Source organism: Xanthomonas bromi, from assembly GCF_900092025.1.
Lineage (GTDB): Bacteria > Pseudomonadota > Gammaproteobacteria > Xanthomonadales > Xanthomonadaceae > Xanthomonas > Xanthomonas bromi.
Window position 1 is genome coordinate 38688 of the sequence record NZ_FLTX01000039.1, and the last position, 15281, is coordinate 53968.

14 protein-coding genes and 2 pseudogenes are annotated in these 15281 nt (G+C 64.3%); 9 read left to right on the plus strand and 7 right to left on the minus strand.

The genetic code is table 11. The features are described 5' to 3' along the window. Window positions 1-78 precede the first annotated feature (78 nt). Both XBLMG947_RS12505 and XBLMG947_RS12510 read right to left on the minus strand, forming a co-directional pair. Window positions 79-1255: pseudogene (locus XBLMG947_RS12505) on the minus strand (acyl-CoA dehydrogenase family protein). Between the two features lie 141 nt (window positions 1256-1396). Further along, the gene (locus XBLMG947_RS12510; protein ID WP_065469008.1) at window positions 1397-2188 is read right to left on the minus strand and encodes a glycine zipper 2TM domain-containing protein; all 792 of its coding nucleotides are present in this window, start codon (window positions 2186-2188) and stop codon (window positions 1397-1399) included. A 145-nt stretch (window positions 2189-2333) separates the two neighbouring features. Here XBLMG947_RS12510 and XBLMG947_RS12515 point away from each other — a divergent pair, with 145 nt between their 5' ends. Both XBLMG947_RS12515 and XBLMG947_RS12520 read left to right on the plus strand, forming a co-directional pair. Then, window positions 2334-2549: a DUF6116 family protein gene (locus XBLMG947_RS12515; protein WP_065469009.1), complete on the plus strand. Its 216-nt coding sequence runs from the start codon at window positions 2334-2336 to the stop codon at window positions 2547-2549. Beyond that, window positions 2549-3316 (plus strand): TatD family hydrolase, encoded by a 768-nt coding sequence (locus tag XBLMG947_RS12520; protein WP_065469010.1) that lies wholly within the window; start codon window positions 2549-2551, stop codon window positions 3314-3316. Before XBLMG947_RS12515 ends, XBLMG947_RS12520 begins: the two co-directional genes overlap by 1 nt. Before the next feature lie 58 nt (window positions 3317-3374). Here XBLMG947_RS12520 and XBLMG947_RS12525 read toward each other — a convergent pair whose 3' ends face one another. After that, the gene (locus XBLMG947_RS12525; RefSeq protein WP_065469011.1) at window positions 3375-4205 is read right to left on the minus strand and encodes a tRNA threonylcarbamoyladenosine dehydratase; all 831 of its coding nucleotides are present in this window, start codon (window positions 4203-4205) and stop codon (window positions 3375-3377) included. 74 nt (window positions 4206-4279) lie between these two features. Here XBLMG947_RS12525 and XBLMG947_RS12530 point away from each other — a divergent pair, with 74 nt between their 5' ends. Beyond that, a complete protein-coding gene (locus XBLMG947_RS12530) occupies window positions 4280-4708 on the plus strand; it encodes a hypothetical protein (protein WP_065469012.1) in 429 nt (142 codons plus the stop codon). Window positions 4709-4838: 130 nt separating this feature from the next. Next, window positions 4839-5318 (plus strand): glycine zipper 2TM domain-containing protein, encoded by a 480-nt coding sequence (locus tag XBLMG947_RS12535; protein WP_065469013.1) that lies wholly within the window; start codon window positions 4839-4841, stop codon window positions 5316-5318. A gap of 267 nt (window positions 5319-5585) precedes the next feature. On the opposite strand, the gene XBLMG947_RS12540 is transcribed toward XBLMG947_RS12535, so the two are convergent. Further along, window positions 5586-5801, minus strand: a complete 216-nt coding sequence (locus XBLMG947_RS12540) for a cold-shock protein (protein WP_065469014.1) — start codon at window positions 5799-5801, stop codon at window positions 5586-5588. 229 nt (window positions 5802-6030) lie between these two features. Between XBLMG947_RS12540 and XBLMG947_RS12545 the strand changes: the two genes are divergently transcribed. The 3 genes from XBLMG947_RS12545 to XBLMG947_RS12555 all read left to right on the plus strand — a co-directional run bounded on the left by XBLMG947_RS12545 (window position 6031) and on the right by XBLMG947_RS12555 (window position 9183). Beyond that, window positions 6031-6516, plus strand: a complete 486-nt coding sequence (locus tag XBLMG947_RS12545) for a DUF456 domain-containing protein (protein ID WP_065469015.1) — start codon at window positions 6031-6033, stop codon at window positions 6514-6516. A gap of 262 nt (window positions 6517-6778) precedes the next feature. Further along, window positions 6779-7912, plus strand: coding sequence for a phospholipase A (locus tag XBLMG947_RS12550; RefSeq protein ID WP_065469016.1), 1134 nt, complete (start codon window positions 6779-6781; stop codon window positions 7910-7912). 161 nt (window positions 7913-8073) lie between these two features. After that, a complete protein-coding gene (locus XBLMG947_RS12555; RefSeq protein WP_065469017.1) occupies window positions 8074-9183 on the plus strand; it encodes a sterol desaturase family protein in 1110 nt (369 codons plus the stop codon). Window positions 9184-9297: 114 nt separating this feature from the next. Here the strand turns inward: XBLMG947_RS12555 and XBLMG947_RS12560 are convergent, their stop codons facing one another. Beyond that, window positions 9298-9936, minus strand: coding sequence for a carbonic anhydrase (locus tag XBLMG947_RS12560; RefSeq protein WP_181093223.1), 639 nt, complete (start codon window positions 9934-9936; stop codon window positions 9298-9300). 187 nt (window positions 9937-10123) lie between these two features. Continuing rightward, a pseudogene (locus XBLMG947_RS12565) lies at window positions 10124-10760 on the minus strand (glutathione S-transferase family protein). A gap of 103 nt (window positions 10761-10863) precedes the next feature. On the opposite strand from XBLMG947_RS12565, the gene XBLMG947_RS23655 reads away from it, so the two are divergent. Beyond that, window positions 10864-11496: a hypothetical protein gene (locus tag XBLMG947_RS23655; protein WP_245228182.1), complete on the plus strand. Its 633-nt coding sequence runs from the start codon at window positions 10864-10866 to the stop codon at window positions 11494-11496. Between the two features lie 27 nt (window positions 11497-11523). Here the strand turns inward: XBLMG947_RS23655 and XBLMG947_RS12570 are convergent, their stop codons facing one another. Further along, entirely contained in the window at window positions 11524-13041 is a 1518-nt protein-coding gene (locus XBLMG947_RS12570; protein ID WP_065469019.1) for a fumarate hydratase, read from the minus strand. Window positions 13042-13338: 297 nt separating this feature from the next. On the opposite strand from XBLMG947_RS12570, the gene XBLMG947_RS12575 reads away from it, so the two are divergent. Beyond that, entirely contained in the window at window positions 13339-15219 is a 1881-nt protein-coding gene (locus XBLMG947_RS12575) for an ABC transporter ATP-binding protein (RefSeq protein WP_065469020.1), read from the plus strand. The last annotated feature ends 62 nt before the right edge of the window (window positions 15220-15281 follow it).

Below are 15281 nucleotides of genomic sequence, written 5' to 3' on the forward strand. Positions count from 1 at the left end.
AGGCTAGCGAACAAACGGTCCAGAAGACGCCGCGCAGGCGTTGCATCACATCCTTGCTGATCAAACACCCATTCCTCGTCAAAACGCATTGAGTCCTGTCAGCGCACGTCCCACCACCAGCTGATGCACGGTCTCGGTGCCCTCGTAGGTGATCACCGATTCCAGGTTCAGCGCATGCCGGATCGCCACATGCTCGGTGGTGATGCCGGCCGCTCCCAGCAGGTCGCGGCACTCGCGGGCCACATCCAGCGCCATGCGGCAATTATTCCACTTTGCCAGCGAGATCTGTTCCGGCCGCAGCGTACCGGCCTCCTTCAAGCGGCCGAGCTGCAAGGCCAGTAGCTGGGCGGTGGAAATTCCGCCGCGCCATGTCGGCCAGCTTGATCTGCGCGCTCTGCGTGGCCGCCAGCGGCCGCCCGAACAGGATACGCTCGCCCGCATAGGCCAGCGCCTCGCGCAGGCAGGCCACTGCCGCGCCGATCGCGCCCCAGGCGATGCCGTAGCGCGCCTGGTTGAGGCAACTCAGCGGCGCCTTCAAGCCGGCCGCCTCCGGCAGCCGCATCTGCTCCGGTACGAACACATTTTCCAGAAAGAGACCCGAGGTGACCGACGCACGCAGGCTCATCTTGTGGCTGATCTCGTGCGCACTGAAACCGGCGCTGTCGGTTTCGACCAAAAACCCGCGCACGCCATCGTCGGTATGCGCCCAGATGATCGCAAGGCCAGCGATGCTGCCGTTGGTGATCCACATCTTGGCGCCGCTCAATCGCCAGCCGTCGCCCTCGCGCACCGCGCGGGTGGTCATCGCGGCCGGATCCGACCCGCCCTGCGCCTCGCTCAGGCCGAAGCAGCCGATCACGCGGCCTGCCGCCATCTCCGGCAGCCAGCGCTGGCGCTGTTGGTCGCTGCCATAGGCGTGAATGGGATACATGCACAGCGAGGACTGCACGCTGACGAAGCTGCGCAACCCGCTGTCGCCGCGCTCCAGTTCCTGGCAGATCAGCCCGTAGGAGACCGCGCCCAGACCCGCGCCGCCATCGCGTACCGGCAGGCTGGCGCCCAGCAACCCGAGTTCCGCCAATTCCGGGATCCACTCGCGCGGGAAGCGCCCGGCATCGAAGGCATCGCCGATCGCCGGCACCACCCGCGTGTCGGTGAAACGCGCTACCGCTTCCTGCACCGCCCGCTCTTCGTCGGTGAGCAGCGCGCGTACGTCGAACAGGTCATCAGGGCGCACCGGCATGTTGGCTTCCATCGCAAGGAGAGACCGATTATCTGCCAGTTGCAGGCCGCACAGCGCGGTGCCGCCCAGCCTGGGAACGGCATCAACGAAAAGAGCCGGCAATGCCGGCTCTTTTCTCACTACTGCGTTATCTCGTGCGGCGTGGCCTGCCCGTTATTGACGGGTGCTCAAACCATCCTGACGCATGTTGGCGTCCCCCACCGTCGATGCGGTCTGGGTCACCAGCTGACCATCGACCACCGGCAGACGCTCGCTCACCGGCTTGTCGTTCATGCGCACGGTCTTTTCGAAACCGTCGTAGCGATAGGTCACGTCGTAGGCCACCACGTTATCGGCGTCGCCCAGCGAGATGCGCTCGCCCGGCTTGCTGTCCATCCGCATGGTGCCGGTGGTGCCATCGGCGTTGCGGTAGGTCACGTCATAGCCGACCACGCGCGAGGACGAGGAGTTGGCATTTTCGGTATGGCACTGGCGCTCGGTGCGATCCACCACACGTCCACCCACATGATTGCGGTCCACGCGGTTACCGATGAAGCCACCGCCCACTGCACCTGCGGCGGTCGCCAGCTTGCGGCCGTTACCGCCACCCACCTGGTTGCCGATCAGGCCACCGATGAGCGCACCGGCCACGGTGCCGCCCACATTGCCATCACGCTCCGGCAGACGTTCCTGCACCACCACGTCGCGGCATACTTCGCGCGGCGAGGTGCTGGTCGTGGTTTCGCGGATGGCATTGCTGTTGATCACCTGCGCGTACTGCGGCTCGCGCTGGGTGATCGGGGCAACCTTGACCACATCGGCATATTCCAGACCACGCGGCGCAGGCTGGCCATTGGCCACAAAATCGCCGGAAGACGGGCGGTTATTCATGAAAGCGGCAGTGGCCACGCCGCCGACCAGCAAGGCACCAGCAGCGACCAGTATAGTTGTCGTGTTGCTCTTCATAACCAGCTCCCTGCGGACGCACCGCGTTGTTGACGGTTGTGATTCCAGCACGCGAACCCTGAACGAAAACGCCCTCGCTCATGAACACGACGGTTAAGTTCAGCTAGCGGTTACTTCATGCATCTCTAACAGACGGAGCATTCGCATGCGCAATCCCTTGACCGCACGCGCGCTGGAGTGGGCCAGCACGCTGCGTTACCCCACCTTGTTCAAGCTGGCAGCCGCGCTGTTCCTGGTGGATTTGGTCATTCCGGATCCGATCCCGTTTCTGGACGAAGTGCTGTTCGGCCTGACCACGCTGCTGCTGGCCAATTGGAAAACCCGCAAGGCGCCATTGCCCACACCCGCGCGCCGCGACTGATGCAGTTGATCGACAGCCATTGCCATCTGGACGCAGGCGAGTTCGACCACGACCGTCCGGCGGTGATTACGCGTGCGCAGGCCGCAGGAGTCATGCAGCAGGTGGTGCCGGCGGTCACCGCCGCCAGCTGGCCGGGCCTGCGTGCGGTCTGCAGTCAGACCCCCGGCCTCTACCCTGCTTACGGACTGCACCCGCTGTTCCTGGATCAACACCGCCCGGCGCATCTGGAGTTGCTGGCCGAATGGATAGAACGCGAGCAGCCGTGCGCGATCGGCGAGTGCGGTCTGGATTTTTTCGTCGACGGGCTGGATGCGCAGGCGCAGCGCGACTACTTCGATGGGCAGTTGCAGTTGGCCAGACGGTTCGAGCTGCCGCTGATCGTGCATGCACGCCGCGCCACCGAGGAAGTCATCGCCCGCATCAAAGCGGTCGGTGGCCTGCGCGGCGTGGTGCACAGCTTTGCCGGCAGCCCCGAGCAGGCGCGACAGTTGTGGAAACTGGATTTCATGATCGGCCTGGGCGGCCCTGTGACTTATCCACGTGCCAATCGCTTGCGCGGATTGGTGGCCAGCATGCCGCTGCAACACCTGCTGCTGGAAACCGACGCGCCGGATCAGCCCGACGTCAACATGCGCGGCCAACGCAACGAACCGGCGCATCTGCGCACAGTGCTGGACTGCATCGCCACACTACGCGGCGAAGACGCGGCGCACATTGCTGCGCAGACCACCGCCAACGCACGCAGCCTGTTCGGCTTACCGCACTAACCGCGGACGGTGCGTCAGTGCGCTCGCGTAGCGACGACCGCGCAGTGCGCGCCCGAGATCACGAGGCTGCAACCGCCTCAACCGGCGGGGCCGCCGCGGCAGCTTTGGGCTTGAGCAACATCTCCAGCGCCTTGCCTACCGCCACGAATGCGAAGGTACCGGTGATATGCGTGGCCGCACCCAGACCGGCCCCGCAATCCAGCTTGAGCGTGGCATCGGCATCGAGCTGCGGGCGGATACCGCAGACGCTGCCGTCGGCCTGCGGATATTTGACGTTTTCCAGCGAATACACCGCCGGCACGCCGAAGTAGCGTTGCGGGTTCTTGGGGAAGTTGAATTCGCTGCGCAGCTTCTTGCGGATCAGCGCCAACATCGCATCGTGCTCGGTCCGCGAGACATCGCGCACGCGCACCAGGGTGGGATCGGTGCGCCCACCGGCCGCACCGACGGTCAACAGCGGCAGCTTGCGCCGCCGGCACCAGGCAATGGTTTCCACCTTGACCCGAAAACTGTCGCAGGCATCGATCACCAGATGGAAGCCCTCGCCCAGCAACGTTTCGATATTGCCGGAAGTCAGGAACGCCTCCACCGCATCGGCCTGGATGTCCGGATTGATCGCCAGGCAGCGTTCGGCCATCGCGCGCGCCTTGTTGCGGCCGTAGTGTCCGGCCAGCGCCGGCAACTGCCGGTTGGTGTTGGAAACGCACAAATCGTCGGCATCGATCAGCCGGATGTGCCCCACCCCGGTGCGTGCCAGCGCCTCGACCACCCAGGATCCCACGCCGCCCATGCCGACGACTGCCACGCGGCACGCCGCCAAGCGCTCGACCGTGCCGACCCCATACAACCGGTCGATACCGGCAAAGCGTTCACGCCATTGTGCTTTCATCGGCCTATTTTACGCGCCCCGCTCAGGGCGCGCCCACGCCGCCGCGACGAACATTGCATCCCAGGAGCCGCCTCATGCATGCCCTGCCTCCCACTCAATCCCGCGCGGCCCGCTACGCGTTCATGCTGGGGCTGGGCATGCTGATCGGCCTGGTCGCCACCGTCATGGTGGTCAACGCCTTACAGGCGCGACGCGACCCGGTGCCCGACAGCCTGATGCAGGTCATGGCCTACCAGTTGCGCGCGCTGCAGCCCAATGCAAGTACCGCCTGCGCACCGGCGCAACAACAACGGCGGCTGCAATCGCTGCGCCTGCTGGCCGAAGACATCGAGCCGGCATTTGCCGAGATCGGCGAAGACCGCCGCTTCGGCGAGCACGCACAGGCGCTGCGTGCCGCCCTGGATCAGGCGCAACGCGTGCCGCTGGCCGATTGCAAGGCGATCGTCCGGGTGCACGGCCGCATTTCCGATGCCTGCGAGGCCTGTCACCGCGACTTTCGCTGAGGTTCGATGAATACGGCGCTCGGGTTTCGTTAAGCCTGCAGTGATCCAGTTGGCGGACCGTTCACCTGGACCACCACAGGATGACGTCGCCGCGGCCCCGACCGCCTTTCGAACCACCCGGAGAGATCTCATGAAGACCCGACTGCTCGTCATTGGCCTGGCTGCAACCGCGACCCTGGTTGGCTGCGCCACCTCGCAGCCGCAGTACGGCAACTACCGCGGCGACCGCGGTTACGACCAGGGCTACTCGCAGACGCAGCGTTGCGTGGATTGCGGCATCGTGACCCGGATCGACGAAGTCGGCCCGACCCGCTCCGCGCCCACCGGCACCGGTGCGGTCCTCGGCGGCATCGTGGGCGCCGTTGCCGGCCGCCAGATTTCCAAGGACACCGGCGGCAGCACGGGGAACAAGAACGTCTCGGCCGTGGCCGGTGCCGCTGCCGGCGCGATGGCAGGTAACGCGATCCAGAACAACGTCACCAGCTCCAGCTTCGACGTGCAGGTGCGCATGGACGATGGCCGCGTCATCGTGGTGAACCAGCGCGACCTGGCTGGCGTGCGCGAGAACGCGTATGTACGCGTGGTCAACGGCAAGGTCGTGCTGCGCTGATCCATCGCCTTGGCGGCGCGGAGGCGCTGCCACCGCCTTGCCAGGCGGGGCGTGCCATACAACCGGGATCTGGTTGATGACCTGACCGAGCCAGCGCGACGTGTGAGCTGTCAGCAACCCACCGCTCGCAACGCCTGCCGACTGCAGAACACGCGAACTTGGTCAAACTCACTACAAAAGCGCCGAGAAAGCACAACGCCGCGAAAAACAGAAAGGCCCGGTGACGGGCCTTTCTGCTGGATGGCTGGCGCGCTCCGTGCGTCGGTCTCAGACCACCTGCACTGCATCGGCCTGCAAGCCCTTCTGGCCCTGCACAACCGTGAAGCTGACCTGCTGACCTTCCTTGAGGCTCTTGAAACCCTGGATCTGGATGGCGCGGAAATGCACGAAGACGTCTTCGCCATTTTCGCGGCTGATGAATCCAAAGCCCTTGGCATCGTTGAACCACTTCACGACACCCTTCTCGCGTTCGATGTTGGACATCTCGACTGACTCCCTACGGCACTGTGATGGACTAGCGGTGGCGGCTGTGATTGCAAGGAGGAAGCGAGGTACAAGGATGTAGCGGATCGGAAGGACCTGCCGCATCAGGCCACGATTCACGGTGACCTTTGCAAACAGCAGCGGCTGCAACTTAACCCGCACAAAATGAATTTTCAAGCACCACTTGCGCTTTTTTGTCAAGCCTGAATTAGGACATTTTTAAACTATTATGGATACCACCGTCGTTTACTACATCCTGGCCACAGCACTGGTGCTGATCGGCCTGGCTGGGGTGATCCTGCCCGCCCTGCCCGGCCTGCCAGTGGTGTTCGCCGGCCTGCTGGTCGCAGCCTGGGCCGACGATTTCACCCATGTCGGCTGGGTCACGCTGGTGGTGCTGGGGCTGATCACCGCGCTGTCGTACCTGATCGACTTCTTGGCCACGCTGTACGGGGCGCAGCGCGTGGGTGCCAGCAAAATGGCGTTATGGGGTTCGGTGATCGGGGGCATTGCGGGCATTTTCTTCATGCCCATCGGGCTGTTCGTCGGCCCGTTTGCTGGCGCCTGGATCGGCGAGTACTACCAGACGCGCAAGACCGGCCAGGCCACCAAGGTCGGCATCGGCACCTGGGTCGGCATCATGCTGGGCACTGCCACCAAGCTGGCGCTGGGTTTGTGCATGCTGGGCGTGTTTGCGATCGGCTGGTTTTTCTAGGGCTTTCGACGCGATTGACGGTGGCGCCCACGGTGTCGGTCTGGCATCGACGTAGTAAACGCCTTCGGTCCTCCAGCTGACACGCATGGCGCGCGCGCATCACACACGTATGCGTGGTCCCATCGGCGCCCTGCCAGGAGCGCCTCAGCGAAGCGCTCCAATCGAATGTTATGCCACCGTGTACACACAGCGCATGCAGACGCGACCGTTAAGATGCGTGCCTCTGCGCCTGCCTGGCGCCTTTACCTCGGCCAGACTGCCCATGTCCAAGCACCGCACCCGCCCGTTGATGCTGATCGCCCTGGCCGCTGCGCCATTGGCGCATGCGCAGGAAATCGCACCGCAGCCGGCCTCGCCGCAAGCCTGCACCTCGGTCACTTCCGATGCCGTACGCCTGGCCTGTTACGACAAGGCGCTGGGCTACACACCGCAGCTAACCGCCGAGGCGGATGCCGCAGCGCAATTGGCCAAGCGAAAGGAAGCCAAATCCGGCGATACGCGCGCACGCAGCCAGGCCGGCGAATTCTTCCGCGCCGACGGCCAGGAGCAACCGAAAGAAGAAGCAGTGGCCAATGCCGGCCGCGGCTCGTTGCTCGACCGACGCTGGGAACTGGCCAAGGACTCCAAACTGGGCACCTTCCAGTTGCGCGGTTACAAGCCGGTGTACCTGCTGCCGGCATTTTGGACCAGCGACACCAACCGCACACCGCAGTCGCCGAATCCGGTCAACTCGGTCAACACGCCGCAGCAACTGGACAGCACCGAGCTCAAGTTCCAGCTCAGCTTCAAGACCAAGGTGGTCGAGGACCTGTTCGGCGACAACGGCGATATCTGGATGGGCTACACCCAGAGCTCGCGCTGGCAGGCCTACAACGCCGATGCGTCGCGCCCGTTCCGTGAGACCAATTACGAGCCGGAAGCGATGCTGGTATTTCGCAACAATTACAGCATCTTCGGCTGGAAGGGCCGCATGAGCGGCATCAGCCTCAATCACATGTCCAATGGGCGTGACGACCCGCTGTCGCGCTCCTGGAATCGGGTGATCCTGAACTTCGGGCTGGATCGCGAGAACTGGGCACTGACCCTGCGCCCGTGGTTCCGCATCAAGGAAGAACGCGCCGACGACAACAATCCCGACATCGAGGATTACATGGGCCGTGGCGACGCGACGCTGGTCTACAACAAGGACGGCCACGAATTCGCGCTGATCGCACGCCATTCGCTGCGTGGCGGCGACCGCTCGCACGGCTCGGTGCAATTGGATTACGGCTTCCCGATCACCAACCTGCTGCGCGGTCACGTGCAGGTGTTCGACGGCTACGGCGAAAGCATGATCGACTACAACCACAAGGCCACCTACATCGGCCTGGGCGTGTCGTTGCTGGAGTGGTTCTAAGCTGGATCGGCCCGGACCCGAGCCAGCCCGGGCTGGCGGCTGCGCGGGTGCCCTTGCGGTCCTGAGCCGGCATCACTTGCGGTAAGCGTCCTGGACTGGGAGCATGCACATCACACTCCCTTAACAGCCAATCCCTGGCTGTGCAGCCGACAGGATGTCCCGTGACCAAGCCCAATCGATCGTTTTTTGCCTATGCCTCGGCCATGCTCGGGCTACTCAGCCTGATGGGCGTGGTCTGCTTCCACTTTCCCGATCTGCTGACCAGCCGCGAATTCCGCGCCGCCTACAACGAACAGTTCGCCCGGCACCTGTTGCTGATCGGGTTGGTGGCGTCGTTTATGCTGGGCACCTTCGCCATCCTGCGCGACCGCAACAAGCGCATTGCGACCATTGGTGTGGGCAGCGCCACGCTGGCGGTGCTGGCGGGCGGCACCAACGTGCAGTTCGACACCATCGGGCGGACGCCCTATTCGCTGGGCCTGGACTGGTTCGTCATTTCACTGTTCTTCTCGGCGCTGGTGTTCGTTCCACTGGAACGCTACCTGGGCAAGCGCAAGCTATCGCCGCTACGCGCCGGCTGGCGTACCGACATCGGCTACTTCTTCATGAGCCATGTGCTGGTGCAGTTCATCCTGATCCTGGTGACGGCCTCGACGTCCAGCATTGCCGGGCTGGCCGCGTTTCCGGCGTTGAAAACCGCAATTCAATCGCTGCCGGTCTGGGCACAATTTTTGATCGCGGTGTTCGTGGCCGACATGGCGCAGGCCTCGCTGCACCGCGCGTACCACAACATTCCGTGGCTCTGGCGATTCCATGCAGTGCATCACTCCAGCCGTGAAATGGATTGGCTGGCCGGCTCGCGCATCCATTTCGTCGAAATCGTGCTGACCCGCAGCGCCGTTCTGCTGCCGCTGCTGATCCTGGGGTTTTCCACGCCGGCAGTGAACGCCTATGTGGTCCTGGTCGGCCTGCAGGCGGTGCTGGCGCACTCCAACATCGGCATCCGTTTCGGCTGGCTGGAATATGTGCTGGTCTTGCCGCGCTACCACCATTGGCATCATGCGCGGCAGCAGGACTATATCGACGTCAACTACGCCATCCATCTGCCGGTGGTGGACATGCTGATGGGCACCTTCAAACTGCCGCCGCACCGCGATGCGTGGCCGGAGGAATACGGCGTGATGAAGCTGGAAACCGTGCCCAACGGCATCGTCCACCAGCATGCAATGCCATTCCGTCGTCGCAAGACCTTCGACGATTATATCGACTGAGCGTCGGGTAATGCGAACCGCGCGCGAGGCGGATGCATGCGGGCGCGGCTCGATGACATCGCTGACCGCTGCGCAGGGCAATCGCCTTGCGCAGCGTTGTCGCCGGGCGAACGATCAAACGTCGAAGAAATCGACCTTGCCATCCTTCAAGGTGTAATAGGCGCCGACCACCTTGCACGCGCCAGTGCGCAGGGGTTCGAGCAGCGCCGGCTCGGAGGCGCCGCGCAGGCGGTCGACGGTGCGCTTGACGTTGGCCTTGACCGAGGCGGCCAGCAGATCGTCGCCTCCCTTGGCCTTGGCGGTCAGCACGGCCGGGACGATGGGTTCGATCATGGCGCCGATCGCGCCCGGGAAAAACGCGTTCTGCTCCACCACCGAGACGGCTGCCGCCACCGCGCCGCAGCTCTGGTGTCCCATCACCACCACCAGCGGCACGCCGAGCTGGCTCACCGCATATTCGATCGAGCCCAGCGCCGTGGTGTCGACGGTATTGCCGGCATTGCGGACGATGAACATCTCGCCCAGGCCGCGGCCGAATAGTAATTCCGGAGGCACGCGCGAATCCGAGCACGACACCAGAATGACAAACGGGGTCTGGCCCAGCGCAAGTTCCAGGCGACGCTTGCTGTCGGAGATCACCGTCCTGGGACGGTTTTCGACGAATGCAGTGTTGCCGTCACGCAGAATCTGCAGCGCCTGGTCGGCATTTAGATCGGTTTTCTTGGACGGCGCCGCACGCAAGGCGAACGGCAGTGACGCGAAAGCGGCCGCGACCGGTGCGCAACAAGCGCATTGCAGCAATTTTCGGCGGGATGCGGAATGCGACATGGACGAGCCCCTGCTCTCTGGTTGGTGTCGCGATCGTACTATGTTGCGAATGCGGTAGAACGACCCCGATAGAGATTATGCAAACGGAATTTCAAGGTCTGCGGTTGCGGGTTCAGGTCCAGTCCGTCAGGCCCTCGCGGCGATAGGTTTCCTGAAACGCCGGACGCGCCTTCATACGCTGCGCATGCGCCTTCAACGCCGGCCAGGTATCGGTCGGACGCGGCATGTTGCGCGACCAGCGCATCAACATGGTCAGCATGAAATCGGCGGCCGATAGCGTCTGCCCGAGCAGATACGGCCCGTGCGCCTGCAGATGCGCACCGACCTGGGTCCAGGCCGCTTCTAATTCTGTTGCGTGCCTGGGTCTGCGCCGCATCTCCGTGGGCAGCGCCGGCCGGCTCGTGCGGGTAAAACCAGGCGCGATACGCCGGCTGCAAGGTATTGGCGCAGAAAAACATCCACCTGTAATAGGCCGCGCGCTCGGACGTAGCAACCGGCGGCGCCAGCCCGGCGTGCGGGTAGAGATCGGCCAGATGCATGACGATGGCAGCCGCCTCGGTGAGCACCTGCCCGTCCAGCACCAGGGTCGGCACCACGCCGGCCGGGTTGATCGCCAGATACGCCGGTGCCTTTTGCTCGCCGCATTCGAAATCCAGCGGGTGCAGCACGTGTGCAACGTCCAGTTCGATCAGTAGCCAGTGGACGACCAGCGCAGCGGTGCTGGGGGTGTGGTAAAGCGTCGCGGCCATGCGGGTTCTCGGGTTCAGTTGGTGCAGGCGCGCAGGCAGGCGAGCTTGTGCGGTTCGCAGCGAGTGTCGTCGCTTTGGCTGGGTGCAGTCGAAGACCTGCGCCATGCAGTTGGCGCATTGCGCGGGATTCTGTACGTCGTTGCAGCGCTTTCCACGCGGTGCTGCCCTGCTGCTGCAACTGGCCTCGCTGGGCCGGTCGGCGCGGCATTGCCGGGCGCTGTCGTTGCACTGTGCGATGCAGCGTTCCGCAGCCGAGGGTCCGTTGAACCCTGTCATGGTGTCGTTTGTCTTGAGCGGCTTACGCTCTGCGAACGGCACCGGGGCAGCAGGCGGTGGCGCGTCGTTGCGCGAGGGAAACAACACCGTGGGTGCTTTTTGTTGCTGCGCCGCCGAACTCGGGCTCATACACAACAACAACGCGATACAGACAACTCGGAGCATTCCTGTTCTCCTCAACGTGACTGGCCTGTCCGGCGAGCATAGCCGGTTACCTCGGGCAACGCGGGTCTTCCTCTGGCAAGAGGTGGCAGATGTTCCATTCCCGACCGCACTAGATCTGCAGACGGCAGCCGCCGCCATCCGCAGCAAACAGACAAGGCGTGCCGTCGGCCCGTCGTTCCAAACCAAGCCTGACGACCACCCTGGCGTGCACGGTCGTCGGCCTGATGCAAACCGTGCGGAAAAACCCACGTGTCCGCGCGCCTCTTCCGCAAACTGGCGCAGCCCGCCTTGCTGACGGGCTGCGTAGTCGGTCGGTAACGCGTTATTCCACCATCACCGGAATCTTGCCGATGCGCGACTGCCACAGCCGCGGGCCGGTCTTGTGCACCGATTCGCCAGTGGAATCCACCGCCACGGTGACCGGCATGTCCTTGACCTCGAACTCGTAGATCGCCTCCATGCCAAGGTCTTCGAACGCCAGCACGCGCGCAGCCTTGATCGCCTTGGACACCAGATACGCCGAGCCGCCGACCGCCATCAGGTACACGGCCTTGTTGTCGCGGATCGCATCGATCGCCGCATCGCCACGCTCGGACTTGCCGACCATGCCGAGCAGCCCTGTTTGTTCGAGCATCTGGCGGGTGAACTTGTCCATGCGGGTGGCGGTGGTCGGGCCAGCCGGACCCACCACTTCGTCGCGCACCGGGTCGACCGGGCCGACGTAGTAGATGAAGCGGTTGGTGAAATCGACCGGCAAGGTTTCGCCACGGTTGAGCATGTCGATCATGCGCTTGTGCGCGGCATCGCGGCCGGTCAGCAGCTTGCCGTTGAGCAGCACCACTTCGCCCGGCTTGAAGCTGGCGACTTCTTCGCGGGTGATGGTGTCCAGGTTCACCCGGCGCGCATTGGTCGGGTTGTAGGTGAGCTTGGGCCAGTCTTCCAGCGACGGCGGATCCAGCATCACCGGGCCGCTGCCGTCCAGGGTGAAGTGCGCGTGGCGGGTGGCGGCGCAATTGGGGATCAGCGCCACCGGCAAGTTGGCGGCGTGGGTCGGGTAATCCTTGACCTTGATGTCCAGCACCGTGGTCAGGCCGCCCAGGCCCTGCGCGCCGATGCCGAGCGCGTTGACCTTTTCGTACAGTTCCAGGCGCAGTTCTTCGGCGCGATTGGCCGCGCCGCGGGCCTGCAGGTCGACGATGTCGATGGGCTCCATCAGCGCTTCTTTCGCCAGCAACATCGCCTTTTCGGCAGTACCGCCGATACCGATGCCGAGCATGCCCGGCGGGCACCAGCCGGCGCCCATGGTCGGCACGGTCTTGAGCACCCAATCGACGATGGAATCGGACGGGTTGAGCATGGCGAACTTGCTCTTGGCCTCCGAGCCGCCGCCCTTGGCCGCGACGATCACTTCCACGTGATCGCCGGGCACGATCTTGGTGTTGACCACCGCCGGGGTGTTGTCGCGGGTATTGGCACGCTTGCCGGCCGGATCGGCCAGCACGCTGGCGCGCAGCTTGTTGTCGGGGTGGTTGTAGGCGCGGCGCACGCCCTCGTTGACCATGTCCTCCACGCCCATCGTGGCGTCGTCCCAGCGCACGTTCATGCCGATCTCCAGGAACACGGTGACGATGCCGGTGTCCTGGCAGATCGGGCGGTGGCCTTCGGCGCACATGCGCGAGTTGATCAGGATCTGTGCGATGGCGTCCTTGGCGGCCGGCGATTCTTCGCGCTCGTAGGCAGCCGACAGATTCTTGATGTAGTCGACCGGGTGGTAGTAGCTGATGTACTGCAGCGCATCGGCGACGGACTGGATGAGGTCTTCCTGCTTGATCGAGGTCACGGCTGGCTCTACGGCTGGCGGGGGCAATCGGAGCATTTTAGAGCAAACCGCGGGCGCGGCCGGATGTGGCATCAATCACAGTGATTGATAGATGGAACGGGCGCGCGTACCGGGACACGCCCGGCGCCGTCCTGCGGTGCCGATACCGCCAACCACCCTGCAACCGACCTATCTGCGGCACGGCCACGCAGAAGGCGATGACTCAGATCACCGGCACGGTGGTGGCCATCACCTCGCCCGCCCGTTGGCGAGCGTCCCAACACCCCGCACCCACGCCGCGCGCGGCACACTAGCGCAATGTCAGCTTCCCGTTCCGGCGCTAAAGCGCCCACCGCTCCCCGTACCGGCCCCACCCTGCGCGAGCGCCTGGATGCGCTGCGCAATCTGCCCCCGTTCCTGCGCCAGATCTGGCAGACCAGCCGCTGGCTGAGTGCAAGCAGCATTGGCCTGCGCGTACTGCGCGCGCTGATGCCGGTGGCCACGCTCTACATCGGCAAATTGATCATCGACGAGGCGATTCACCTGGTCGGCCAGCCGCCGGCGTTCGAGTCGTTTACGCAGGCGCTGGGCAGCGGGCGCCTGAACCGCTTGCTGGAATTGTTGGCGCTGGAACTGGCGCTGGCAATCGGTTCGGACCTGCTCGGCCGGCTGGTCGGTTATGCCGATGCGCTGCTGTCGGAGTTGTTCAACAACGCCGCCAGCGTGCGGCTGATGGAACATGCCGCGCAGCTGGATCTGGAAGATTTCGAAGACCCCGACCGGCAGGACAAGCTGGATCGTGCGCGGCGCCAGACCATGAACCGCATGAACCTGATGAGCCAGCTGTTCGGCCAGGTGCAAGACGCCATCACCGTGGTCAGCCTGGCGGTGGGCCTGGTGGTGTATGCGCCGTGGCTGATCGTGCTGCTGGCGGTGGCGCTGATCCCGGCCTTCATCGGCGAGGCGCACTTCAATGCGCTGGGCTATTCGCTCAACTTCCAGTGGACACCGGAGCGCCGCCAGCTCGATTACCTGCGCCAGGTCGGCGCCAGCGTTGAGACGGCGAAAGAAGTCAAAATCCTCAACCTGCACCGCTTCCTGATTGCGCGCTACCGTCGGCTGGCCGACAAGTTCTTCCAGGCCAACCGCGCGCTGGCACGCAAGCGTGCACTGTGGGGTGCACTGCTGGCGGCGCTCGGCACGTTGGGCTACTACATGGCGTATGGCTACATCGCCTGGCGCACGGTGCGCGGCGATTTCAGCATCGGCGATCTGACCTTTCTGGCCGGTAGCTTCCTGCGCCTGCGGCAGTTGCTGGAAGGATTGCTGATCGGCTTTTCGCAGGTCGCAGGGCAGGCGCTGTATCTGGACGATCTGTATTCGTTCTTCAACATCGTGCCGGAAATCCGCTCACGTCCCAACGCGCTGCCGGTGCCGCGCCCGATCCGCCAGGGCTTTGTGTTCGAAGACGTGGGCTTTCGTTATCCGGATGCCAAGCAGTGGACGGTGCGCCACCTGGATTTCGAACTGCGTGCCGGCGAAGTGCTGGCGCTGGTCGGCGAAAACGGCGCCGGCAAGACCACCCTGGTCAAGCTGCTGGCGCGTCTGTACGACCCCGACGAAGGCCGCATCCTGCTCGATGGGCACGACCTGCGCGATTACGATCTGGACGATCTGCGCGCCAACCTGGGGGTGATCTTTCAGGACTTCGTGCGCTACCACCTGAGCGTGGGCGAGAACATCGGCGTGGGCCAGGTGGATGCAATGGACGATACGCCGCGCATCCGCGCCGCTGCGCAGCGCGCGATGGCCGGCGAACTCATCGACAGCCTGCCCGATGGCTACGATCAGCTGGTCGGGCGCCGCTTCAAGAACAGCGTGGACCTGTCTGGCGGGCAGTGGCAGAAGATCGCCATCGCGCGCGCTTACATGCGCGATGCGCAGCTGATGATCCTGGACGAACCCACCGCCGCACTGGATGCGCGCAGCGAGTTCGAGGTATTCCAGCGTTTCAAGGAACTGTCGGACAATCGCACCGCGGTACTGATCTCGCACCGCTTCTCAAGCGTGCGCATGGCCGACCGTATTCTGGTGCTGGCGGCGGGCCGTATCGAAGCCAACGGCACCCACGAAGAACTGATGGCGCAGGGCGGGCGGTATGCGGAGCTGTTCGAACTGCAGGCGGCGGGGTATCGGTGAGGCTGGGAATCGGGAATGGGAATTGGGGAATCGTTAGAAGCGGCTTCCTGGCGGCTGGCAGA